16 protein-coding genes and 1 pseudogene are annotated in these 24,920 nt (G+C 41.7%); 9 read left to right on the top strand and 8 right to left on the bottom strand.

Features of this window, described 5'->3' with window-relative positions; all coding sequences use genetic code 11:
• Positions 1-100: 100 nt before the first annotated feature.
• Both V7K61_RS01815 and V7K61_RS34045 read right to left on the bottom strand, forming a co-directional pair.
• Positions 101-838, bottom strand: coding sequence for a phycobilisome rod-core linker polypeptide (locus V7K61_RS01815; RefSeq protein ID WP_335050428.1), 738 nt, complete (start codon positions 836-838; stop codon positions 101-103).
• A gap of 357 nt (positions 839-1,195) precedes the next feature.
• A pseudogene (locus V7K61_RS34045) lies at positions 1,196-1,336 on the bottom strand (phycobilisome rod-core linker polypeptide); the annotation flags it as partial.
• 353 nt (positions 1,337-1,689) lie between these two features.
• Here V7K61_RS34045 and V7K61_RS01810 point away from each other — a divergent pair.
• Positions 1,690-2,661 (top strand): YegS/Rv2252/BmrU family lipid kinase, encoded by a 972-nt coding sequence (locus V7K61_RS01810; RefSeq protein ID WP_335050426.1) that lies wholly within the window; start codon positions 1,690-1,692, stop codon positions 2,659-2,661.
• 163 nt (positions 2,662-2,824) lie between these two features.
• On the top strand, positions 2,825-4,375 hold the full coding sequence (locus V7K61_RS01805) for a metallophosphoesterase family protein (protein ID WP_335050424.1): 1,551 nt from the start codon (positions 2,825-2,827) through the stop codon (positions 4,373-4,375).
• A gap of 85 nt (positions 4,376-4,460) precedes the next feature.
• On the opposite strand, the gene V7K61_RS01800 is transcribed toward V7K61_RS01805, so the two are convergent.
• The 6 genes from V7K61_RS01800 to V7K61_RS01775 all read right to left on the bottom strand — a co-directional run bounded on the left by V7K61_RS01800 (position 4,461) and on the right by V7K61_RS01775 (position 10,072).
• Complete coding sequence (locus V7K61_RS01800; protein ID WP_335050422.1) at positions 4,461-5,645, bottom strand: NAD(P)H-quinone oxidoreductase subunit H; 1,185 nt, start codon at positions 5,643-5,645, stop codon at positions 4,461-4,463.
• A 115-nt stretch (positions 5,646-5,760) separates the two neighbouring features.
• Entirely contained in the window at positions 5,761-6,657 is an 897-nt protein-coding gene (locus V7K61_RS01795) for an AraC family transcriptional regulator (protein ID WP_335050420.1), read from the bottom strand.
• Between the two features lie 167 nt (positions 6,658-6,824).
• Positions 6,825-7,232 carry a hypothetical protein gene (locus tag V7K61_RS01790; RefSeq protein ID WP_335050417.1) on the bottom strand — a complete coding sequence of 136 codons (408 nt, stop codon included), beginning with the start codon at positions 7,230-7,232 and terminating at the stop codon, positions 6,825-6,827.
• Positions 7,233-7,574: 342 nt separating this feature from the next.
• A complete protein-coding gene (locus V7K61_RS01785; protein ID WP_335050415.1) occupies positions 7,575-8,009 on the bottom strand; it encodes a CAAD domain-containing protein in 435 nt (144 codons plus the stop codon).
• Positions 8,010-8,196: 187 nt separating this feature from the next.
• Positions 8,197-8,658 (bottom strand): BON domain-containing protein, encoded by a 462-nt coding sequence (locus V7K61_RS01780; RefSeq protein ID WP_335050413.1) that lies wholly within the window; start codon positions 8,656-8,658, stop codon positions 8,197-8,199.
• A 133-nt stretch (positions 8,659-8,791) separates the two neighbouring features.
• Positions 8,792-10,072 carry a general stress protein gene (locus V7K61_RS01775; RefSeq protein ID WP_335050411.1) on the bottom strand — a complete coding sequence of 427 codons (1,281 nt, stop codon included), beginning with the start codon at positions 10,070-10,072 and terminating at the stop codon, positions 8,792-8,794.
• A 543-nt stretch (positions 10,073-10,615) separates the two neighbouring features.
• Here V7K61_RS01775 and V7K61_RS01770 point away from each other — a divergent pair.
• The 7 genes from V7K61_RS01770 (at position 10,616) to V7K61_RS01740 (ending at position 24,882) form a co-directional block, all read left to right on the top strand.
• The gene (locus V7K61_RS01770) at positions 10,616-13,738 is read left to right on the top strand and encodes an MFS transporter (protein WP_335050408.1); all 3,123 of its coding nucleotides are present in this window, start codon (positions 10,616-10,618) and stop codon (positions 13,736-13,738) included.
• Positions 13,739-14,337: 599 nt separating this feature from the next.
• The gene (locus V7K61_RS01765; protein WP_335050406.1) at positions 14,338-15,819 is read left to right on the top strand and encodes a calcium-binding protein; all 1,482 of its coding nucleotides are present in this window, start codon (positions 14,338-14,340) and stop codon (positions 15,817-15,819) included.
• A gap of 893 nt (positions 15,820-16,712) precedes the next feature.
• Entirely contained in the window at positions 16,713-17,411 is a 699-nt protein-coding gene (locus tag V7K61_RS01760; protein ID WP_335050404.1) for a calcium-binding protein, read from the top strand.
• 1,248 nt (positions 17,412-18,659) lie between these two features.
• Entirely contained in the window at positions 18,660-19,328 is a 669-nt protein-coding gene (locus V7K61_RS01755) for a calcium-binding protein (protein ID WP_335050401.1), read from the top strand.
• A 518-nt stretch (positions 19,329-19,846) separates the two neighbouring features.
• A complete protein-coding gene (gene ilvD, locus V7K61_RS01750) occupies positions 19,847-21,532 on the top strand; it encodes a dihydroxy-acid dehydratase (RefSeq protein WP_335050399.1) in 1,686 nt (561 codons plus the stop codon).
• Between the two features lie 416 nt (positions 21,533-21,948).
• Entirely contained in the window at positions 21,949-22,326 is a 378-nt protein-coding gene (locus V7K61_RS01745; protein WP_335050397.1) for a hypothetical protein, read from the top strand.
• A 30-nt stretch (positions 22,327-22,356) separates the two neighbouring features.
• A complete protein-coding gene (locus tag V7K61_RS01740; RefSeq protein WP_335050395.1) occupies positions 22,357-24,882 on the top strand; it encodes a caspase, EACC1-associated type in 2,526 nt (841 codons plus the stop codon).
• Positions 24,883-24,920: the final 38 nt, after the last annotated feature.

Genomic DNA, 24,920 nt, shown 5'->3' with positions numbered 1-24,920 from the left:
TACCAAAAGCTTGTTTGTGAAATCTCAAATAATAGAATTTTTATGCATTGAGGATATTGCGATCGCTCACAATGGCGATCGCAACACCTTCAAGTATCAGCTAGTACCCACCAAATTTTGGGAAATAACCAAATGTAGTTAGCAAACTAAACAAGACAATCAGTGCCAGCGTCGAAGCTAATAGCAATAACACCACATCTCTGTCAGAACTACGTAAGAAGGTCTGTAAATTAAAAGGCTCAACCTGCTTTCTCGTCAAGGGAAGCGGCAATTTATCGCGATAATCTTCGCCATAACGAGCCATTCTGGCAAAAGGTAATTCCCCTAGAGAGCGTCCTTGTAAAATCCGTCGCCGTTGATAGGGGACTGTATTGTAACCAAAGTTACTCATATACTCCTCACTATCCACCAAATCGTCGATAAACCTGTGCAGTCCTTTACTAGCTAGCACAATCGACCAAGCTAGTTTTTCGCGTTCATTGTAAACCTCACGACCCAATAAGCGCTGTACGCATATCTGCACAAAGCGGTAATTGTTGTTGCTTTCGTAATTGAGTCGCCGAAATGCATCAGATATTGCTAACCCTCGAATGAAATCCCTGACTGTGATTTGACCAGTTCTCAGTTGTGATTCTAGACAGGTTTGGCGGTTGCTATCTAGCATCTGTTGTTCGTGGAAAATCTGGCGATAGGCTGCCTTAATCAAGGCATCCATTTCTAGTGATGATTGCAGATATTCGGCTGTATAAATTCTAGGTTGCTCGTCGCCAAGAATCTCATATCCAGATACACGATGATTTCGAGATGAAGGGGAATAGCTTAACAAAGGAATAGACATATTAGAGCTAGAAATTTGCAGGGATTGGGCATTATGTATGAGGCAAAACAGTTCTGTTAGCGAGGCGTTGAGTCAGTTCCGAGTTCTGAAGATTTCCAACTCAGCAATCCTTAAGAGCATTTGTTGCTCTTGTCTCCCTTATCCCCAGTTATTAGCCCTTTGAGTTGTAATTGCCGCAAAACTGACTAGTGGTATGTCAAGTTTAAGTTCGTAGTAAGGACTGAAGTCCTTATTTTCTAAGCACTAAAGTGCTTACTACAAACTCTCAAGATTAATTTAGACATTTTACTAGTAGGCTATAGTGGAACTTTGTCTACCTTTAATAAGTTGCTTAAGCAATTGAGATGGTAGCTGGATTTACGCATTGATGGGAGCGCAACTGAAAAGATGCCTAAAATTCAATCCAATTGCCCGATAACAATGGCAACTGCTAAAAAATAGGCAACGATACAACTCAAATTTCGCTATTAAACGGATAAACTTGCGATCGCTGATTTCACTTTGCTGAAACTACGACTCAAGAACAGTAATTTGCTCACTTCCCATAATATAGGAATTTCCTAAAACCTGTCTATATACAATTCTGATGATGACTTTAAATTTTTCTACCGACTAACCAAATACCCTTCCAGTTGAGCGAGTCTTTTGAAACAGACGGCTAAAAATAGACTTCTTTGGGAAGGTTTTAAAGATTCTTGGCTTTTCTTGGTGTATGATGCGATCGCACATTCCGCTGAACTTGCTCAATATCTCTAAAAAACTCAGACTTAAAAGAGAAGTCGAAAATTTCCACGAATGCTAAGAATAATTTGTTATCTTCATTAGTTATCCAAGCTTAGTTATTATACCTTATGAATCGTTCCGCCTGTTTAATCTTCAATCCTGTTGCGGGTCAGGGCGACCCAGATACAGAGCTAGCAGAAATTCGGGCAATATTAGAGCCAGAGATCGATCTAGATATTCATTTTACAACTGAAGAAATTGATGCTGACCAACTGGCATATCAAGCTGTAGAGCGAGGAGTAGATGCAATCATTGCTTCTGGGGGGGATGGTACTCTCTCAATAGCGGCGGCGGCGGTAGTGGGAACTGATATCCCCTTTGGGATCATTTCCAGAGGAACAGCAAACGCTTTTGCCACAGCTTTAGGAATTCCTGACACGATCGCAGGTGCGTGTCAGACAATTTTGCAGGGAGCAACCACCCATGTAGACGTAGCTTATTGCAACGATCGCCCAATGGTACTTTTGGCAGGTATTGGCTTTGAAGCTGACACTGTAGAATTGGCAGACCGAGACGCCAAAAATCGCTTTGGGATGATGGCCTACGTTTTGGCAGGAATCCAGCAATTAAGAAATTTAAAAAACTTTGATGTTGAGATTGAAACTGAAGATAGGATAATTAAAACTAGTGCCTGTGCAGTAACGGTAGCAAATGCCGCGCCTCCCACTTCAGTTTTGGCTCAAGGCCCAGCAGGTCTGATTTATGATGATGGGTTACTAGATTTAACGATTGTAGCTTCAACTAACAAGGCAGGAGCGATCGCTGCCACGTTTCATCTATTTCAAACGGCTTCCACAGGTAACGCCGTTGAACGGGATGATATTGGTTTTCTGCGAGCGAAACAATTTAAAATTACGACTGAGCCACCACAAAAAGTTGTTCTAGATGGTGAAATAGTCGGCACAACACCTGTAGAAATTAAGTGTGTACCAGCAGGCTTAAGAATTTTTGTGCCATTAGTAGAAGAAGTTGAGCCTACCGAAAAACTAGAGGGACTCCCTAATTTGATTATTGAGATGAAAGACACAGTAGAAGAATGAGGGTATGGGGCATAAGAGGCAGAGGGGCAGAGGGGCAGAGGGGCAGAGGGGCAGAGGGGCAGAGGGGAAAATTTACTGCAACTTCCTCTGCTCCCCTGCTCCCATGCTCCCCTGCCCTCATTCTCCTGCTCCCCTTCAATTGAAAACTCAGGAGTAGGTTGCATTGAAACTTGTATCTGATCCAGCGATCGCTAAGAAAATTCGGAAAATGAATCAGCGGGTGCGGTGGCAAGATCCGTTAATTGTGGAACGGGATATCGACCAAACTCGGCTGGTTTTGGAAGATGGTCAAACAGACAATTCTGAGTTCTCATTTTTAGTTGTCGGTGATAGTGGTTCCGGTAGACATAGAGGACACAATCCCCAGCGACAAGTAGCTGAACTTATGCTGCCTCATCACAACGAATCCCGGTTTATGCTGCATACGGGGGATGTAATCTATTTAGTGGGATCGAGTGAATATTACCAGCAAAACTTCATCCAGCCTTACCGAGAGTTTATCTCCGGCATAGAGCATCGTAAACGGATTGCTTATGACCAGATGGTTTTTAAGCTGCCCATTTTACCAGTGCCGGGAAATCACGATTACTATAACTTACCGATTTTATTGAGCTTGGCGTCTCTAACAACATTACCCATTCGTAACCTGTTGCGATCGCGCTTAGACCTAGATGTGGGTTTACATGGCTCAGGATGCGGTGAAGCTTACGCAAAGGCATTTCTCGACTATCTGAAGGCGTTTCAGCTTCCAGAAGAGTTAGCCAGTCACTTAGATCGGCACTACACAGCCAAGACAGATACAGGTCGTTGTCTTTCTTATCAACCTGGGCAATTTACCCGCCTTCCTAATCGCTATTACACTTTTCGTTATGGCGGTATTGATTTCTTTGCTTTGGATTCTAATACATTCAACGATCCACCACCGCTACCGAAAACAAAAAAAGGTAACGCCGATCGCAAACTCTTAGAAAAACGCCGTGAAGATTTCGAGCAAGAAAAGCAGCAAATTATTGAAACCTCAGCCAAACTTCGCCCGGAAAATCCCGATGAAGCCGATCAATTAGATGACTTCCATGCCAAGCTGTCACAAATTGAAGAAATTATTGTTGATATCGATAAGCAACTAGCCACTAATAAAACAACGCTGACTGACACTGAACAACTGGATTGGCTCAAGCAAAGATTAATTGAATCTTGGAATAATTCTGAAGTTCGGGGAAGGATAATTTATTTTCATCATCCTCCTTATGTAACTGAGGCGACGAAGTGGCAACAAGCACAAACTCTAATCGTTCGCGATCGCTTGCGTGGCGTGTTGGATGCGGTAGCTAAAGAAATCGGTTCTTTAAATCAGGGTCGTCCTTTGGTCGATTTGGTATTAAACGGTCACGCCCACTGCTTGGAACACCTGGAAACGATGGATACGGGACACGCTGATTCTCATATCCACTGGATTGTTTGTGGCGGTAGCGGGTTTAGTTTGCGACGCCAGCGAATTGAGGGAGCAGATTTGATGGAGGAGAATAGATTAGTGGCGCGATCGCATCTCTTCATTGGTCGCAACGGTCAAGGTTCTCAAAAGCGACGACCTTATTCAGGTTTACGTATTGACGTTAAAGGCGATGGACAGCCTAAGTTTATTGTCCGTCCTTTGGTTGCCGAATGGTATCAGCGGCAATGGCATAATCGTGAACTTGAGCCACTAATCATTTAAGGAATGGGCATTGGGCATTGGGCATTGGGGAAAGACTTACTACTTCTCCCCTGCTCCTCTGCTCCTTTGCTCCCCTGCTCCCCACTCACCGATCTACCGATCCCATCACAACATCAATACTTCCCAAGATGACGAAAATATCTGCTACTTTTTGACCTTTGATTAACTGAGGTAAAACTTGTAAATTATTGAAATCGGCTGGACGAATTTTCCAACGCCAAGGGAAAATGCGATCGTCTCCAATAATATAGATTCCTAATTCTCCTCTTCCTGACTCTACACGGACATAATTTTCACCTTGAGGAATTTTAAATGTGGGTGCAACTTTTTTGGCAATGAATTGGTAATCAAACCCGTTCCACTCAGATTTATAACCTGCTACCATACGTTGAGCTTCTAAATTTTCGTATGCACCACCAGGTAATCCCTTAAGTGCTTGGTGAATAATCTTGACTGACTCACGCATCTCCCCAATTCTGACGATATACCTGGCAAAACAATCTCCTGCTGTATCCCATTGTATTTCCCAGTTAAAATCGTCGTAGCATTCGTAGTGGTCAACCTTTCGTAAATCCCACTTCACCCCAGAAGCGCGTAACATCGGGCCAGAAATTCCCCAATTAATCGCATCTTCGCGACTTAAAACACCTACACCCTCAACTCGTCGGCGAAAAATGGGATTATTGGTAATTAGTCTTTCATACTCATCAATCTTTGGTGCAAAGTAGTTACAAAATTCTTCGCATTTATCCACCCAGCCGTAAGGAAGGTCAACAGCAACACCGCCGATGCGAAAATAATTATTGTTGACCATTCGGTAGCCTGTAGCAGCTTCAAACAAATCGAGAATCATTTCGCGATCGCGCAAAGTGTAAAATATGGGAGTTTGTGCGCCAGTATCTCCCACAAAAGGCCCCAACCATAGCAAATGGTTGACAATTCTGGCTAACTCCAGCATGATTACCCGAATATAGCTAGCACGTTTGGGGATAGAAACATTTGCCAATTTCTCGACAGCATTCACCGTTACAGCTTCATTAAACATCCCGCCATAGTAGTCCCATCGACTCACGTAAGGTACATACATAATATTGGTACGGTTTTCAGCAATCTTTTCCATACCTCGGTGCAGGTAGCCGATAACAGGTTCGCAGTCCATCACATCTTCGCCATCCAAGGTGACAACAATCCGAAAGCACCCATGCATAGAAGGATGATGGGGGCCAAAGTTAATCACCATTGGCTCAGTCTTGGTTTCAATTCTGCCCATAAATAAAAGGTTTCCCTAATCTCTAATATTTCGGAACAAGATACTGTTTTTGAAAATTTTAGAGAATTTACGAGATGGAGTCTTGCAAAATCGTCCGATTTTTTGCAGATTTATCCTATCTTTGTTGAATAGCTTTAGGAGTTACACCCGTTAGTCGCTTACAGTGAAAATTTAGATGGCTTTGGCTAGTAAAACCAACTGCACCAGCAATTTCAGCTATTGTCATTTTCCCCTTCAGTAATAATTCCTGGGCACGTTTCACGCGACAGTAAATTATATATTTATGAGGAGTCATCCCCGTAGATTGTTTGAAAAGCTGGGAAAAATAATGGGAACTCATTGGTAGTAACGCCGCCAACTCTGCTAAACCTAAATTTTGGTCAAGATGTTCGTGAATGTAGTCTATAACTTGCTGTAATTGACGACGTGGTAAACCATTTTTATATGTTTTTAATATCGGTTTGCGCGTGGAATAGTGTTGCATCAAATGTACTGATAAGGCATTTACCATCGTCTCTGCGTAAAGACGGCTCCCTAGAGGATCACTTTCCAAAATGCCTTTCAGTGCTAGCCCTATTTGATAAATTAGGGGATCGGGTGTGGCGAAGTGCGGCAAAAGTTGAATCTGTCTGGCATCTGCTGTTTCGTCAACTGCACAAGCAAAAATCTGTGGTTCAATAGCAAGTACAATAAAGTCCCCTTCTGCATCCCAAGTCGCCTGATGCCCGACGTTAACGGGAGTAATCATAATATCACCTCCAACTACAGCGTCATGGCGCTTGCGTCCATCCATTTTCCGTTCAGCGTGAATTACCCGCGCTCCATGAGTAAAAATGACAAGAGAGTGCCACAAGGAAGTGCAAACTTCAGGAAATTCATAAGCAGGTTGACACATATATCCAAATGAAGCACCGTGCCAACCTGCTTGAAGACTTGTGAGAATTGGTAAACGTGGGAATAGCGGCAATAAATCATCTTCTTTAGTGATAACTAAGGGCTTTTCTTCTAACATGGGCTACCACAAGTTATTACAAGCCCAATGTATCAAAAGCTAAAAAATTCTGATATGTCAGGTTGTGCTTTATTTGCCCATAAAATTAGAGACGCAGTTATTGCGTCTCTAGAAAACACCTATTTAGCTTTCTTACGTATAATTACACCCAGCAAAAGAGTTGTTAATTAAATTACTCCTGGGCCTCTACCGCGGCTGTCACCCTTATCTGTCAACTTGCCTTCCTCGTCCTGATTAATTTCTCCAAGTTCTTCAACACGTTGTGCCGTATCTTCTGCTGCTGCTTTGCGTGCATCACCCGGTTCTTCGTAGTACATTTCTGGTTCAACTGCATAGTTATTCGACAAACCTTCTTTGTCTACAGTGTAACCCCCAGTGGTGTCTATACTTTCTGGATCGGTTTGGTCATTGGTAGATGTATCTGCTTGGCCTTCTTCTGTGGGGAGTTTTTTGTAATTAGCTCCTTCTCTTTCGATCCGAGCAGCTGTTTCCGCTGGGATAATGCCGCGATCGTATGTATCGGCTTGTGCGCGATCGGATGAATCTGTATCTCTCTTAACTGCTTCATTAGCCATAATTTATGTCCTCGTTAAAGAATCTATTAAATAACTTCAAAAACTAGATTAGGTTGTTTCTCATCTCCGAACTACTATCTTGAGAAGTGACTTAAAATTAAAATAATGTTATATTCTCTATCTTTTGATGTATCTAAAAGACTAAAATGGAATCCGGCTAAATACTGTTGATTTACATTTCTTGGTAGAACAAGGGTTTTAGTTGAGTCAACCTAACATTAAAAGGGCAATTAGAAAACGCAACTATAGAAGGGTTTACCCAAGCCCGCAGAGGCGGGCGAGAGTTTGTATAGCTGTAAATTCTATTTGCCCGTGGAAATCCTAATTTAATGGTGAGTAAATTTACTCGCCCACGAATTGGCTTTTCAGTAATTGAATTTCATCGGCTAATTCTTGGCGAGTTGAAGCCTTCAGTAGATAACGGAAAACAAACCAACTGGTGTAACTAATTCCAACTAACTCAAAAAGTGGTGAGAGTAGGGGAATATCATTGATTGCAGCTAGTACAGTCAGTACTACTCTAGCTGTAACAATTGCCGCCAAAATTAAAGCAATAGTTATTAGAGTCTGCTTGTAGTCCCGAAAAAAGTCACTTAAGTATTGGGGTAGTTGCTCTAAAAATTGAGAAATTTGTCTGCTAATTTGCTGCCATTGAGATTCAGGTTCAGGTGCTGGCGGTAACTTTGGCAAGTTTGCAGTATCAGTACCTTCAAGTGCTAGCGTACCTTGTGATGAGGAAGTATTGATGGATTCACGTTGCTGTTGTTCGGTTTCCATAGTTTTTATGTTTGATAACTACAAGACTTTGTATAACTGAACTGAGCATCAATAAATATAGTTATTAAGGTTGTCAGTTGTCAATTATTAGTGGTCAGTTAAACTTATTACTGACCACTCAGGTTTAGCAGGTGCATTTAAATCTCTTTACGCCTACCTGCTCGCTTTGATTTATTAGTTAGTTGCCTTAGTTAGTGACTTTGGCAACAGTTGCTTTCACAACTACACTATTGACACCTTTAATTTCCTTAGCTAATTTTTCAATTTTAGCCAACTCTTGCTGATTGGTGACAGTTCCGGCGACAGTCACAATACCGCCGTCTGCGGCGTTAACTGTTAATTGGCTCTTGGGTATATTAACCTCTAATTTGGAGCGAACTTCACTTTCTAAGTCAGCTTTAGCTCTTTTTGTATCGCCACCAGTGGTATTATTGCGCTGTTCGCGGGCGCGAATATCAGAATTAGCTTGTCTTCTCCGAACTTCACTTTGTGCGTCTTTTTGAGAAGCTTCTGTTGTTTTTGCAGTCGGTGTTTGGGGAGCCTCATTAGGATTGTTAGGCGCAGATTCACTTGTTTTAGAAGCGTTATCACAAGCAGCAACACCAAACACTAAAAGGCAACTAATTACAAAGGGGGTTAGCTTTTTCATTGGTTTAATTCTGAATCAGAAAGTGAAATATGTGGATATTTACGGCAAAAGTGAGGAGCAAGTTTTGGTAGTCAGGAGCAAAGTTTTCAAATTATTGCTCCTGCAATTTTGTGCGAGTGAAAACTACTTTAGCTTAAAGTACTTCATCACGACGATCGACAATAACTACAGCAGGATCGTTTCTATTAGGCTCTGTTGAGTAATTGGGGCGAATGGGATCAACTACTGCTGCGTCATTATGCGTTACTCGGTCGGAACCTGGACGATATTCACTAATTTCAGTGGCATCATAGATTGCAAATTCTTCAATACCTCGATGCTTGAGAATCCCTTCAGCTTGGTGGATTTCAGCGTCTGTACCATCGAGAATTACTAAGTAGTCACCTTTTTGGAAGCGATCGCTATATACTCGCGCTCTGTCTTCGGGAATTCCCAACCCAACAAGTGCGCCTACAATACTCCCTGCTGCTGCACCGATCGCACCACCAGCTAATGTTGTCGCCAAAGCTGTTGCAACTGCGCCACCTGCAATCACGGGGCCAATTCCTGGAATTGCTAAACTCCCAAGTCCAACTAATAAGCCAGTCAAGCCGCCTAGAACACCGCCTGTAGCAGCTCCAGCTTTTGCACCATCGTCTGCTTTATTACCAGTACCAACGTTTCTATCTACATCTACACCACCGATCCCACGACCGTCTGTATCTTTGGCAATAATGGAGACTTGATTCAACGAAAAACCTGCATCTCGTAATTCTGTAATTGCGACTTCAGCATCTCGACGATGAGAAAATACCCCGATCGCCCGTTTCGCAACACCACTATAACCCGCAGTAGGAGTTGGAGTCACATAACCAGTGGTTGCATTTGTCGCATCTGGGTGGTCGTAAATGCCAAACTCTTCCACACCCTGATGATTTAAAATTGCTTCTGCTCTAAGTATTTCTGCCTCTGTACCATCGAGAATGACTAAATAGTGTCCTCGTTTAACACGTTCGTCGTAAACTTTAGCCCGTTCTTCAGGAATTCCTAAACCAATTAATGCACCAAGCAAACTACCAGCCACTGCACCAATACCAGCGCCAGCGAGAGTTGTAGCTAGTGTAGTTGCTGCGGCTCCAGCCAACATAATTGGCCCGATTCCAGGAATTGCTAAAGTGCCAAGACCGACTAATAAACCAGCCAATCCGCCCAAAGCACCGCCTGTAGCTGCTCCGACTTTAGCACCTTCGTCAGACTGATCGCCAACGCGATCGCTCACATCTGCACCAGCAATATCGTCTTTGTCCCCATCTTGGGTAATGACAGAAACTCTGTTCATGTCAAAGCCAACTTTTTTTAATTCATGTAGAGCATGTTCAACATCTCGGCGATGAGAAAATACACCTACAGCACGTTTATGTACACCTACTACCATTATTCTTTCTCCTCAGCAAAAATCAATTATTTACTAACTCATAGCTCGTAATAACCCTTATTAATACATGTTTCTATTTATTTTTCATCAATCGCTTGGAAGAAATTTTATCTCTATCATTAGATATAGGTGGTTTTATCTAAAGTTAGTAACTAAATCTTAAGTAGAAAATATATTTTATTTTCTAAAGTTTCTATAACAATTATTATCTGGTATCAATTTTATTAAGATATTGAGAAAATTGATACCAAAAGATGTTATTTTCTAACATTTGCTACCATAACTCACTCGCTCATAACCTGGTATATCGGTAGATACAGTTTTATGAGATTTACTTTTGCTTAATAAATTTTCTTTGAGAAAAAATATTGACTAAATCATAAGTTTTTTTTAATAGATCAAGATAAATATTTATTTCTTTTAAATACGACTTTTGGACAACCAACCTATTACCTAAGAAAGTGCCGGCTTACATAAATGATAATTAAGCTGATAAATAAGCCTATGAATGGGTATTTAATTGAGTACAAGTGAGAAAATCCGATGTTTCAAGGTGTTTTAACTGTTTTTGAATGGAATTGGCTATCTTTTGGATTAGCGCCCATAACTTTAGCTCAGGAAGTACTAACTCCAGAAGAAGCGTCAGTTGTTTTTTCTGGGCCTAAATTGTTAGTAGCACTGCTAGCTGGGGTTTTGATGGCATTTGCCTTTCAATTGTTGTTGACAAACTTTTCAGTCGCTGTCGGAATTTCATCTTGGGAAATTGGCTCAGATTCTGATGATGAGTCTGAAGGTTTGGGTAAGACAATTCGTAAAGGTCAAGCGAAAGTTGGTGCTTGGGCGTTAATAACCGTTAGCATTGCATTATTTATTGCTTGTTTTTTAGCAGTAAAACTTAGCCTAATCGAAAGCGCCTTTTTAGGAGCAATTATTGGTGTAGTCATTTGGTCTACCTATTTTTCACTAGTAATTTGGTTGGGTTCATCAGCGGTAGGCTCTTTAATTGGTTCTATATCTAATACTGTCACTTCTGGTTTTCAAACTCTGATGGGTACGGCAACTGCTGGCATCGGTGCTAATACTGCAAAAAAACAGTTAATTTCTACTGCTGAAGATATTACAGCCGCAGTCCGGCGGGAATTAACTTCAGGTTTTGATTCTGAAAGTATTAAAAATACCCTCCAAAGTTCTTTAGGTTCTCTGCAATTGCCAAAGCTGGATATCAAAGAAATTCGGAGTCAATTTGACCAACTTCTTAAGGATACAGATTTGCAATCTGTTGCTAATAGCGATCTATTGCAAAACCTTAATCGTCAAACATTTGTTGACTTAATCAGCAGCCGTGGCGATTTATCTAAAGAAGATATCAATAACATTACTGACCAATTTGAAGGTGCATGGCAACAAGCTTTAAATCGCAAAAATCCCACAGAACAAGTAATTAATTTACTCAAGTCCGCTACTCCTGAAGAACTTAATTCTGAGCAATTGGGCGAACGCCTTCAAGAACTGGTTACAATCGGAGGCGGTAATGGCAATGGTGTAATCAAACAAGCTATTAGGTATGGCTTAAGTGCAGCCGCACCAGCAGTTCTGGAACGAGTAAACCTTTCTAATATCGATGTGAACAAAATTACAACTCAGTTGCAAAAACTGAAAGAAAAAGTTCAAGATGTCGATGTTGAGAAAGTCACAGAACAATTTCAAAAGTTTAGAGAACAGGCAACTGAGCAAGTATCTGCAAAATTACCCATATCACTGGAAAATGCAATTAAGGCAGATGTAGAAGACTACATATTGCATTCGTTCCCTTGGCACTTTAACCGAATTACCTTAGTAGATGAATTTAAAGAAGTCATCTATGACGTAAATGCAGATCCGACAACTGTGAGACGAGAGTTGGAAGAAATTAATCAAGAATATTTCAGCAACTTGTTGAAGCAGCGCGGTGATATTAGCGAAGCTAGGGTGAAAGAAATTTCCGAACAAATGGAAAGCGATCGCCTGGAAGTTTTAGAAACTGTCAAACAGGCTCAAACTCGCGAAAAAGGACAAGATTTCCGCAGCCGCATTGAAGATTATCTGCGTTCGACGGGTAAAGAGGAACTCAATCCTGAAGGTATTGAACGAGACTTTGGCAAGTTGTTGGACGATCCACAAGCTGGTTTTGAAGATTTAAGTAGCCGCTTCGGGCAATTTGACCGCGATACTTTTGTACAATTGCTCCAACAGCGTCAAGATATCAGCGAAGAGGAAGCTAATAACATTGTTAGTCAACTGGAACGCAACCGCGACAATCTCTTGAATGGTGCGAGAGAATTGCAAGAGCAAGCAAAGGCGAAAGCCGATGAACTGCGCCAAAGAGTTGAAGAATATCTGCGAAATACTAACAAAGACGAACTCAATCCCGAAGCGATCAAACGTGAGTTTAGAGTTTTACTAGACGATCCGCAAGCGGGAATTAGCCTTTTACGATCGCGCTTATCGCAATTTGACCGCGATACCTTGGTACAATTGCTCAGTCAGCGTCAAGATTTGAGCGAAGAACAGGTAAACGAAACTCTCGATCAACTTGAAGCAGTCCGAGATAGTATTTTGCAAGTACCGCAACAAGCGAAAGAACAGTACGAGAAAACTACAAAAGCGATCGCTGAATATCTCCGCAATACCAACTTGGAAGAACTTAATCCAGAAGGTATCAGAGCCGATTTGGAAAAATTACTCGACGATCCTCAAGCTGGAGCCTTAGCACTGCGCGATCGCTTATCTAATGTCGATCGAGAAACCTTAGTTAAACTCGTGAGTCAACGCGGCGACTTGAGCCAAGAGCAAGTTAATCAGATCATCGATCGCGCTCAAGATGCCATTGGTGATATTCTGAGAGCGCCACGACGTTTAGCCAAGCGCACCACTCAACAAGCTTTAGATTTTGAAGCCAATCTCGAAGAATATCTGCGTAATACCAACAAAGAAGAACTCAACCCCGAAGGAATCAAACGCGATTTACAATTGCTGCTGTCTTCTCCCCGTGCTGGAATTGGGAGTTTAAGCGATCGCGCCGCGAAATTTGACCGTTCGACAATTGTGGCGCTATTATCTCAACGTGAGGATATTTCAGAAGAGGAAGCTAATCGAATTGTGGATCAAATTGATTCTGTTCGCAGCTCAATTGTCGAACAATTCCAGCAGATTCAGCAGAGAGTACAATCAGTGTTAGATGGAGTTTTTGCCAAGGTTCGCAACTACCTCAACTCCCTGGATCGTTCGGAACTCAACTATGAAGGCATTAAGCAAGACTTTGCAAAAGTCTTCGACGATCCCCAAGCTGGATTTGAAGCATTGCGCGATCGCCTCAGTGAATTCGATCGTGACACCTTAGTTGCTGTATTGAGTTCTCGTGAAGATATTTCCGAGGCAGATGCCAACCGCATAATTAACCAAATAGAATCGGCGCGGGATGGCGTATTGCAACGAGCCGAACGCATCCAGAAAGAAACTCAAAAACGCCTGAAAGCGATTCAAGAGCAAGCTAAAAAGCAAGCCGAAGAAACCAAGAAAACCGTTGCCAATGCTGCATGGTGGATATTTGGCACAGCGATTACTTCTCTTGCTGCCAGTGCGATCGCTGGTGCGATCGCTGTGACTGGGATAACTCTACCTGGGTAAAATATCTCCGTCATCAGAAATTTTGAGAAATACAAAGTGGCATTCAGTCTTATAAATGAATGCCACTTTTTTGATAAATCAAAAAAGTATCGTGATATCAAGTCCCGTTAATTACTTATGATTACCGCATCTGTGCAAAAATCGGAAAAGCCTTTTTCCCCCTGAATGATATATCAAAAAACTCTATCTGAAAAAATATTTCATATTTCGTTATAGCAAGAGTAATAAAAAAGAGTTAATTATTATTTCTTAAATATAGAAAAAAGTAAGCTTGAGGTAGTATCATACTCTTATTATTCTGAATCCCGTAAAAATGTCCTAAAACCTATGCAATTCCATAGGAGATGATCTGCTTATTTGCTAGTAGATTACTGCTAGAAACTGTGAAGTCATCAGGTACAAGGACATAACATGACTCTTGGCACAATCTATTTTGATGCCAATATCATCAATAGATCCAGTGTTTCTCAAATCTTTAGACTTAACAGCAAAGACCTGTTCTAATCAGGTCTAATTTGTTATATCTTCCCACTCGTTATTTCTCCAATGGAGAAGTGACGAAGTAATTTTTTACCCTATAAATTCAGGATAAATTCACTATGCCAACCATTAATGGTACTAATCAGCCTGACAATCTTGGTAATTCTTTTTCTGTCCTGCCTGATATCATCAACGGATTTGACGGTAACGATACGATTAGGGGCGGATCTGGCAACGATACGATTAACGGTGGTTCTGGCGACGATAGAATTAACGGCGGAAACGGTAATGATAGCCTTCTGGGCGGATCTGGCAGCGATACGATTGACGGGGGAAGAGGCAACGATATAATTGACGGCGGAGCTGGCAACAATACGATTGACGGCGGATTTGACGGTGACGATCAGATTCAAGGTGGTAATGGCAACGATAGGATTCAAAGCGGATCTGGCAACGATACGATTAACGGCATATCTGGCAACGATCGGATTGACGGCGGAGCTGGCGACGATAAGATTGACGCTGGTTCTGGCAACGATACGATAAACGCTGGTTCTGGCAACGATACGATTAATGCCGGAGTGGGGAACAATATAATTAACGGTGTTTCTGGCAACGATCGCATTAATACTGGATCTGGCGACGATACAATTGGCGGTGGATTTGGCAACGATACGATTAACGCTGGTGATGGCAATAATACGATTGATGGTGGATATGAAAACGATATAATTAACACCGGATCTGGCAACGATAGGATTCAAGGCGGATCTGGCAACGACACGATTAACGGCGGATCTGGGAACAATAGGATTGACGGCGGATCTGGCGACGATAAGATTGACGCTGGATCTAACAACGATACGATTAACGGCGGTTCTGGCAACGATACGATTAACGCCGGAGCGGGGAACAATATAATTAGCGGTGTATCTGGCAACGATCGCATTAATACCGGATCTGGTGACGATACAATTGTCGGCGGATTTGGCAACGATACGATTAACGCCGGTAATGGTAACAATACCATTGACGGCGGATCTGACGACGATATCATCAATACTGGATCTGGCAACGATAAGATTGACGGCGGATCTAGCAACGATAAGATTAACGGCGGATCTGGCGACGATAGGATTAACGGCGGATCTGGCGACGACAACCTTGTTGGCGGATTAGGCAACGATAGCCTAGTTGGTGGATCTGGCAATGATACGATTAGCGGTGATTTTGGTAACGGTGGTATCCTCACTGGTGTTGGTGGAACTGATGTTCTCACTGGAGGATTGGGTAACGATGTTTTCGATTTCAACTTTATTTCAGAGAGTCAACCTGGTTTGTTACAGGATGCGATCGCTGATTTTGTGGGAAACGGCATCCTTGCAGGGGATCAAATCGATCTATCTACCATCGACGCCAACTCCACCAAAGAGGGCAACCAAGCCTTCACTTTCATCGGGAGTCGTGCATTCTCTGCAATCGGTCAAATCCGTTATTCAGGAGGTATTCTCCAAGGTAGTAATGATGCTGATCTGTCGGCTGAGTTTGAAATTCGGCTTACAAGAGCGCCACAACTAGTAGAAGGCGATATTATCCTTTAATTTAATATTATCTGCCTTGAAAATAAGGCAGAATGCAGAATTTTGATAATTGAATAGTTGCAAATAAAGATAAGTTTAGCTTGCCTTTCTGATAGTTTATAGTTATTAAATTGCGCCGCGTCTACATCAGAAAATCAGGTAATTCAATCGCAACTGTTGCGAACTGCCACCTAATGAAAAAGATGTCAGATAATTTGAGAAGGCGTATTGTAACGCAAGGGATGTCGCGATGTCTACGACCGGCTACGCCTACGCACTGGTTAACAAAGCTTTTAAGTTATAGGCAATTACTTCCTTATACATAACTAGATAAATCACCAAATAAATCACCAAATAAATCTCAAAAACTAAAACTAACCCTATCTGAACAAAGGTTTCCGATTTTACTTTAGCGAGAGGAATAAAAAATGGCTAATTACTCTTTCTTATAGATAGGTAAAAGTAGGTTTGAAAGTAATACTATAGTTTGTGTGATTATGAATAGAATCAAAACTTCAAAAAGCCATGCGCTTCTGTAGGAGGAAATTTGCTTGTTCCATAGCAAACTACTACTGCAAGCAGCAGTAAAAACAGAAGGATATCACATCACTCTTGGCATAATTTTGATGCCAACATCATCAATACATCTAGTGCTTGTCAAATCTTCAAACTTAACAGCAAAGACCTTTTCCAATCAGTTGTAGTTCAGTTCTCTCTTCCCACTCGTTATTTCTTTGCCTTGTTTTCTCGGCGTTGCTGAATGACAGTGTGAAATTTAAAAATTCAATATTTGAAACTGTTTCCTTTACACCTTTGGGGGAAACCAAATTCATACTCTTAATCAGCAACACCGTTTTCTGATGGGAAAGTGACGAGGTTATTTTTTACCCTCTAAGTTCAGGAGAAGCTTAATAATGGCAATTATCAACGGTACCATTTTTAATGACAACAATACCATTAACGGTTTCCCACTAATCTTTCGCCCTGCCCTAAATGGGGGTGCTGGCAGCGATATCCTTAACGGCAATGCCGGCGACGATATCTTAAATGGGGGTGCTGCTAGCGATATCCTTAACGGCAATACCGGTGACGATAGTCTAAATGGGGGTGCTGGCAGCGATATCCTCAACGGTAATGTCGGCAGCGATACCCTTAACGGTAATGCTGGCAGTGATATCCTTAACGGTAATGCTGGCAGTGATATCCTAAATGGCGGTGCTGGCAACGATACCCTAAATGGCGGTGCTGGCAGCGATATTTTAAATGGCGGTGCTGGCACTGATTCTCTCATTGGCGGTGCTGGCAACGATATTTTCGATTTCAACTTCGTTTCAGATAGTCCGACTGGTTTATCACGAGATATTATCGCTGACTTCGTTGGAAACGGTATCTTTGCAGGCGATCAAATCGATCTATCTACCATTGATGCTAACTCCAGTGTAGCAGGCAACCAAGCCTTCATTTTCATTGGTGCTGGCGCATTCTCAGCAGCCCGTCAGGTTCGTTATTCAGGAGGTATTCTTCAAGCTAATGTTGATGGGGATCTGTCGGCTGAGTTTGAGATTGGACTGACGGGAGCACCACCACTAATAGCAAGCGACATCATCCTCTAATCTAATACACCTCTTGCAAAAGCGCTCAACACCCTACTTCTAAGAGCAAGCGCTTAGGAGTGGGGTCTTATTTATGATTTATGCAATAAGTCTAATATTGAAGAATAATTTAGGTGCAAAGCAAAACATACTGCAATTGTGAGAAAATTCAGTACGCTTTAACCTCTCAATAATGATATTGCTATAGTCAAACACAGTTAAATACTAACAAAGTTTCTCATATCAACAGCACCTAACAGAAGCACATCTAAAAAATAGAAAATTACCAATGCTTGCCAAGGTTCGATCGTGCCGCGTATGCATGAGAAAATCTGTTAATACAATCGCAAAAGTTGTGATAATGCCACAATAGTCAAATTGTAACGCTAGGGATGCGCGATGGATGTCTACGACGGTCACTGAGCGCAGCCGAAGTGCGGGCTACGCCTACGCACTGGTCTAAGAAGGGAATGGCACTCATGTTCAAATAGAGCCTCGATCCTGTAAGGCTCTGCCTCCAGTGGCTTTACCATAAGCAGCAGTCCTCTCGAAACACATTTCCAGTCTTAAGACTGAAAACGAATTCAAGTTACACAAATCTTTAGGCTTTTCTTCGTCTCATGCGTCTAACAAAGCTTTTAACTTATTGGCAATTATTTGTTATATATAACTACAGAAACCACTAAACAAATACCAATATGCAAAACCAACTCTATCAGTACAAAGGCTTGCGATTTTATTCTGGCCAGAGAATAAAAGAAAGTTAATTATTCTTTTTTCTATTTATAAAAAAGTCTGTTGAAGGGTAATACTATAGTATTGTTATTATGAATACAGTACTAATGAACTCAAGTCTATATAATTACGTAGAAAAAATCTCCTATTCCCTTAGTATTTTCCAACTGAAACAACTGAAAACATAAGGTACAAGGATATCAGATGATTTTTTGTGCAATTTTGATGTAAACATGATCAAATACATCTAGTACTTCTTAAATATTCTCAAATATTCTCAAATATTCAAACTTAATAGTAAAGACCTGTTCTTGTCAGGTTTATTCCAGAATATATTCCCACTCTTGATCTTTTTACCTTGTTTTTTCGGCATTGCTGAATGAAAGTATGAAATTCCCAAATTCCATGTTTGAAATTGTTTACTTTATGCATTTGAAGGAAATCAAATTCATACTCTTAATCAGCAATGCCGTTTTATAATGGGGAAGTAAAGACGTAATTTTTTTCCCCTCTAAGTTTAGGAGAAATTCATCAATGGCAAGTTCAATATCAATTTCCTACGGTAGCGGCAGTGTTAGTGCCAGCTCTAGTAGTCATAGCAGTAGCAGTAGTAGCAATAATGGTCAGAGCGATATCATTAATGTTAGTGGTGGCAACAGTACCCTTGTAGGTGGTAGTGGCAACAGTCTCCTTAACGCTGGTGGTGGCAATGATAGCCTCTTTGGTAATGCTGGTAACGATACTCTTAACGGTGGTGGTGGCAACGATAGGCTCAATGGCGGTACTGGCAAAGATATTCTCACTGGCGGTACTGGGACTGATACTCTCATCGGCGGTGATGGGGATGATGTCCTAACTGGCGGTAGTGGGAATGATATTCTCACTGGAGGATCGGGTAATGATATTTTCAAGTACAACTCAATTTCTGATAGTCCACTTTCGTCACGCGACTTAATCACTGACTTTCGTGGAAACGGTAATTTGCTAGGCGATCGAATCGATCTATTTAATATCGATGCCAACTCCACTATTGGGGGCAACCAAGCTTTCACTTTCATTGGGAGTGCCCAATTCTCCGCACCCGGTCAAATCCGTTATTCAGGAGGTATTCTCGAAGGTAGCACTGATGGGGATCGGTCGGCTGAGTTTCAAATTCGCCTTATAGGAGCGCCACAAGTAGTATCAAGTGACTTCATTCTTTAATTTAATATTCCTGCCTTGAAAATAAGGCAGGAGGCAGATCGCTTTTAGCATCTCCCATTCTCCCAAAGGGAGAGGCTAGCGCCAAGGGAGAAGGCAGAAGGCACTAGAGATTAGAAAACATCTCTTTCCCAGTCCTCAGTCCCTAGTCACTATTTTCAAGGCAGATATAATTTTGAAGAATAACTCTAGTGCAAAGTTAGAGTCTCTTCATCTTTGCACCGGAATCAATATACTAAGCTATAAACGTGGAAAGTCAGAGCCTCAGCTTGGGGCAATGACTTTTTTTCATATTTAAATTTGTATTGCTATCTCTAGTATTTCCGGCACTCTGCCTAACACACAAGAATCATCCCTATTTTATACAAACGCTTAGATGAAGATTTATTCTAATTAGGGCTGACCAAAAGACACGGTGAAACATAGAGAATTACTCATATTCGATCGCGCCGCCCAGTCATGAGAAAATCATCAGGTAATACAATCGCAACTATTGCGATAATGGCACGGAAGGAAAAAAGATGTCGGAGAATTTGAGAAGCCAAATTGTGACGCAAGGAGTGCAGCGATCGCCTAATCGAGCTATGCTGCGTGCAGTTGGTTTTAAAGATGAAGATTTCAATAAAGCCATTGTGGGCATTGCCAATGGCTACAGTACGATCACTCCCTGTAATATGGGGATAAATCAACTGGCGCAAAGGGCAGAGGTGGGGATTAAAACTGCTGGGGCGATGCCGCAAGTGTTCGGTACGATTACCATTAGCGATGGGATTTCGATGGGAACTGAAGGGATGAAATATTCCCTAGTGTCGCGGGAAGTGATTGCCGATTCCATTGAAACCGCCTGTACTGGACAAAGTATGGATGGTGTGCTGGCTATTGGTGGTTGTGATAAAAATATGCCAGGGGCAATGATTGCAATGGCTCGGATGAATATCCCGGCTATCTTTGTTTATGGTGGCACAATTAAACCCGGTCACTACAACGGACGCGATTTAACTGTTGTCAGTTCTTTTGAAGCTGTTGGTCAATACAGTGCTGGAAAGATTGACGAAAAGGAATTATTAGAAGTTGAAGGTCGAGCTTGTCCGGGTGCTGGTTCCTGCGGGGGAATGTTCACAGCTAACACCATGTCTTCAGCATTTGAAGCGATGGGGATGAGTTTACCCTATTCTTCGACAATGGCCGCGGAAGATGCCGAAAAAGCCGACAGCACGGAAAAATCAGCATTCGTCTTAGTCGAAGCCATTCGGAAACAAATTTTGCCTCGTCAAATTATCACCCGCAAATCTATAGAGAATGCCATCTCTGTGATTATGGCAGTCGGTGGTTCGACCAATGCAGTGCTGCATTTTTTAGCGATCGCCCGCGCCGCTGAGGTAGATTTAACTATAGACGACTTTGAAACTATCCGCGCCCGCGTTCCCGTTTTGTGTGATTTGAAACCAAGTGGTAAATATGTTGCTACAGATTTGCACAAAGCTGGCGGCATTCCGCAAGTAATGAAGATGTTACTTGTGCATGATTTATTACACGGTGATAGCCTCACCATCAGCGGTCAAACCATTGCAGAGATATTAGCAGACATCCCGGAAGAACCATCTGCCAATCAAGATGTGATTCGTCCTTGGAATAACCCGATGTATCCTCAAGGACATTTAGCCATCCTCAGAGGTAATTTGGCAACGGAAGGGGCTGTCGCCAAAATTACCGGCGTGAAAAAACCAGTAATTACCGGGCCTGCACGGGTGTTTGAATCGGAAGAAGCCTCTTTAGATGCAATTTTGGCGGGTAAAATTCAAGCTGGTGATATTCTCATAATCCGCTACGAAGGGCCTAAAGGCGGCCCTGGAATGCGAGAAATGTTGGCTCCCACTTCAGCAATTATCGGGGCTGGATTGGGTGATGCGGTAGGATTAATTACCGACGGACGCTTTTCTGGCGGTACTTACGGGATGGTGGTTGGTCATGTTGCACCAGAAGCCGCAGTTGGTGGGGCGATCGCGCTTGTAGAAGAAGGCGATAGTATTACTATTGATGCACCGGCTCGTTTATTGCAGTTGAATATATCTGAAGAAGAACTGGCCCGTCGTCGTGCAAACTGGCAACCTCCGGCTCCGCGTTACACTAAAGGCGTGTTGGCGAAATATGCCAAATTGGTATCTTCTAGCAGTATTGGTGCTGTGACAGATTTAGACTTGTTTTAGTTAACCTGACAACTGTGGCGCAAGTTTGCCTACCTTTAGCAAGGGGCTTCAGCCCCTTGTCTGGTTATTTGAGATAGTCGCTGGATTTACGTCGTTTTGTAATAGTTATATCTTGCGATCGCTTCTAAAGAAGTTGCAAGGACAAACTCGTAATTTAGTTTGCGATCGCAAGCGTAGTAAAACAAATTGCTGTATCGAAACGACTGTCAGATGAAATACTGTTGATTGCCTCTAAGTTTTGAAACTATTGAAGAGGGATGTTCTGTGTTTATACCAGATTTTTGCCTGAATTTTATGAGTTTTTGGAAAAATCTTGAAAAAGTTTCAGGAAATTTACATAGAAGAAGTGATGTCAATCGATATACTACAGAAATACTATTGACCATCAACTGCTGAAAAACCTAAAAGGGCACAAAATGAGTTCTGAATCTAATGTCAAACTGACGATCGCTCTTAGTAATCCAGATTTAGATGCAGAGGAGCAAGAACGAGAAGCACGGAATCTGCTGCGAGAAATCAAAGACTTAGATGTTGAAAGTGCTGAACTAGTAGCAGCTACAGAAATACCTCAAGGAGCCAAATCTGTTGGTGGTTTTCTAGTGGGGGTGTTGCAGGCAGAGGTGAGCCTTGCCAATTTTAAGAAATTGCTGGGATTTTTGGGCGATCGCTTGGGCAACAAAACTATTGAATTGGAAGTTGAGGCTAACGGTAAAAAACTCAAGGTGAAAGCTAGCAGTCAGGAAGAGTTAAACGCCGCCATCGAACAAGCGCAAAAGTTTATCGCAGGCAACTGATAAATTCCATTAGCAAGGAAGAATAGGGAGATGGCAAAAGTAGCACTGCTAATCGGAGTCAGTGAGTATGAATCTGGTCTTACTCCATTGCCAGCAGCGACAAAAGATGTCGAGGCAATGCAGCGAGTTTTGTTGCACTTAAAGATTGGTGGTTTTGATGATGTAACACTGCTGATAAATCCTCAACAACATGAGATGGCCGTAGCCATCGAAACCTTGTTTGATAATCGTCAAAAAGATGATCTCTTGCTGCTGTTCTTCTCTGGACATGGCATAAAAGATGAGAGTGGTAAGCTTTACTTCGCAGCTTGTAACACCCGCAAAACTGACAAAGGAGTGCTGGTTAAAGCAACAACAGTACCAGCTAGTTTTGTGCATGAGGTTATGAGTAATAGTCGTTCCAGGCGCGAGGTAGTAATTCTTGATTGTTGCTTTAGTGGCGCATTTGCTGAGGGTCTGTCAGCAAAAGATAATGGTTTTGTGGATATCAGAAACCAATTGGGTGGAGAGGGGCGAGCAGTTCTCACATCTTCAACTTCTACCCAATATTCTTTTGAACAGCAAGGGGCAGATACCTCGACCTACACCCGCTACATAGTTGAGGGGCTAGAGACTGGTGCAGCAGACCGTGATGAAGATGGTTGGATTTCCGTTGATGAATTGCATGAGTATGCTACCAAGGCAGTCCAAGAAGCTGCTCCTGCAATGAAACCGGAGATATATGCTATCAAAGAAGGCTATAAAATAAATCTTGCAAGAGCACCTATTGATGATCCCAACCTAAAATATCGTCGGGAAGTTGATTATTGGGTAGAAAGTGGTAATGGTGAAATTTCTGCGACTGGTCGTGTTGCATTGGAAGGGTTACAAGAGGAACTAGAACTAGCACCGATAGAAGCTGCTGCAATTGAAACTAAAGTTTTAGCGCCTATCGAAGTCTACAAGAAAAAATTGCAGCGATATGAGCAGGCATTTCGCAATGAAATTAAACTTGAGTTTCCTCCCAGTGATAAAACTCGCGCTAATTTGAAACGTCTTCAGCAAGCATTAGGACTTAGAGATGAAGATATAGCTTTAATCGAAGCTCCCATAATTGCCCAACAGCCACTGACCGCAACTCCGGTAGTTGTCAATACTTCGGATTCCCAAAAGAAGAATTTTAAATACTATGTAGGAGCTTGCATTATTGGATTAGGAATCGGAGTAGTTTTTGGTGGTACTTTAGTATACGTTTTTCAACGACCTATAAAGATAGTCTCAAATATAGGAGATTCCTGTGCTAATAAAGAGGAACATAGCTTGAATGACAGCATTAGCTTGGGTGAAGAAGTTTTATTAAAACAATATACAAACTTAGATAAAGAAACTGGAGTTAAAGCATTTGCTAATAGTAATTGTAAAACTGCCATTGATAGCTTCACTTCTTATAGGAGAACTAATTTTAGAGACCCAGAAACATTAATTTATTTGAACAATGCTAAAGCTCGTCAAAAAGGGAATTGGCTTAAAATTGCTGTGAGCGTACCTATTGCTAGCGACCCAGATTTAGCAGAAGAGATATTACGCGGTGTAGCTCAAGCTCAAGACGAGGTAAACAACAATAACGGCATTAATAACAAGCTATTACAGGTAGGGATCGCCAATGATGACGAGAAACCAGGAACTGCTACAAAAATTGCAAAAGCTTTAGTTGCAGATCAGGAAATCTTAGGTGTAGTAGGCCCTGCTTCTAGCAATGCTACCCTAGAAGCAGGCAACGTCTATAACACTGAAGGACTTATAGCTATTTCTCCTACTAGCACTTCTGTTAATATTTCTAATTTTAGTTCTTATGTTTTTCGCACAATTTCTAGTGATGAAGTAGCAGCAAAAATATTAGCTAATTACATGGTGAAAAATTTGCAGAAACAGAAAGTAGCAGTTTTTTTTGTTTTTGGGAGTTCTTATAGTAAGTCGCTAACAGATGAGTTTATTAAAAATCTTCCAAAAGAGACTAAGGTATTCAAAGAAGCAGAATTTAATTTGTCTAAGAGTAATTTTAATGCAGAGACTTCTGTAAAACAGGCGATTAGTCAAGGTGTAGAAGTATTGATGTTAGCCTCGGATTCAGAAACACTAGACAAAGCTTACAGAGTAATTCGGGCTAATAATCGTAAGTTATATATATTGGGAGGAGATAATATTTTCGGACAAAGTACTTTAAAGTCTTTGGGGAAACAAGCTGATGGAATGGTAGTAGCAATTCCCTGGCATATTGGTAATGCTTCCAACTCAAACTTTGTTAAAAATTCGGATAAATTATGGAAAGCTACTGTGAACTGGCGAACAGCTACAGCTTATGATGCAACTCTAGCGATTAGTAAAGGTTTGCAGCAAAATAACACTCGTGAGGGACTAAAACAGGTGTTGCATAGTCCAGATTTTTCAGTTGATGGTGCTACAGGAAAGATTCAGTTTGCACAATCAGGCGATCGCATCAACAGCTCCATGTTCTTAGTCAAAGTTCAACAAATACCTGGCACTGATAAATACGAATTTGTGCCGATTAAACCTTAGTTTTGCAGCTTTACTCAATAGCAATGCCTACGGCGGTA

Source organism: Nostoc sp. (assembly GCF_036918015.1).
Lineage (GTDB): Bacteria > Cyanobacteriota > Cyanobacteriia > Cyanobacteriales > Nostocaceae > Nostoc.
The sequence above is the reverse complement of the archived record's forward strand: the minus strand, read 5'-3'. Positions and strand labels throughout refer to the sequence as shown.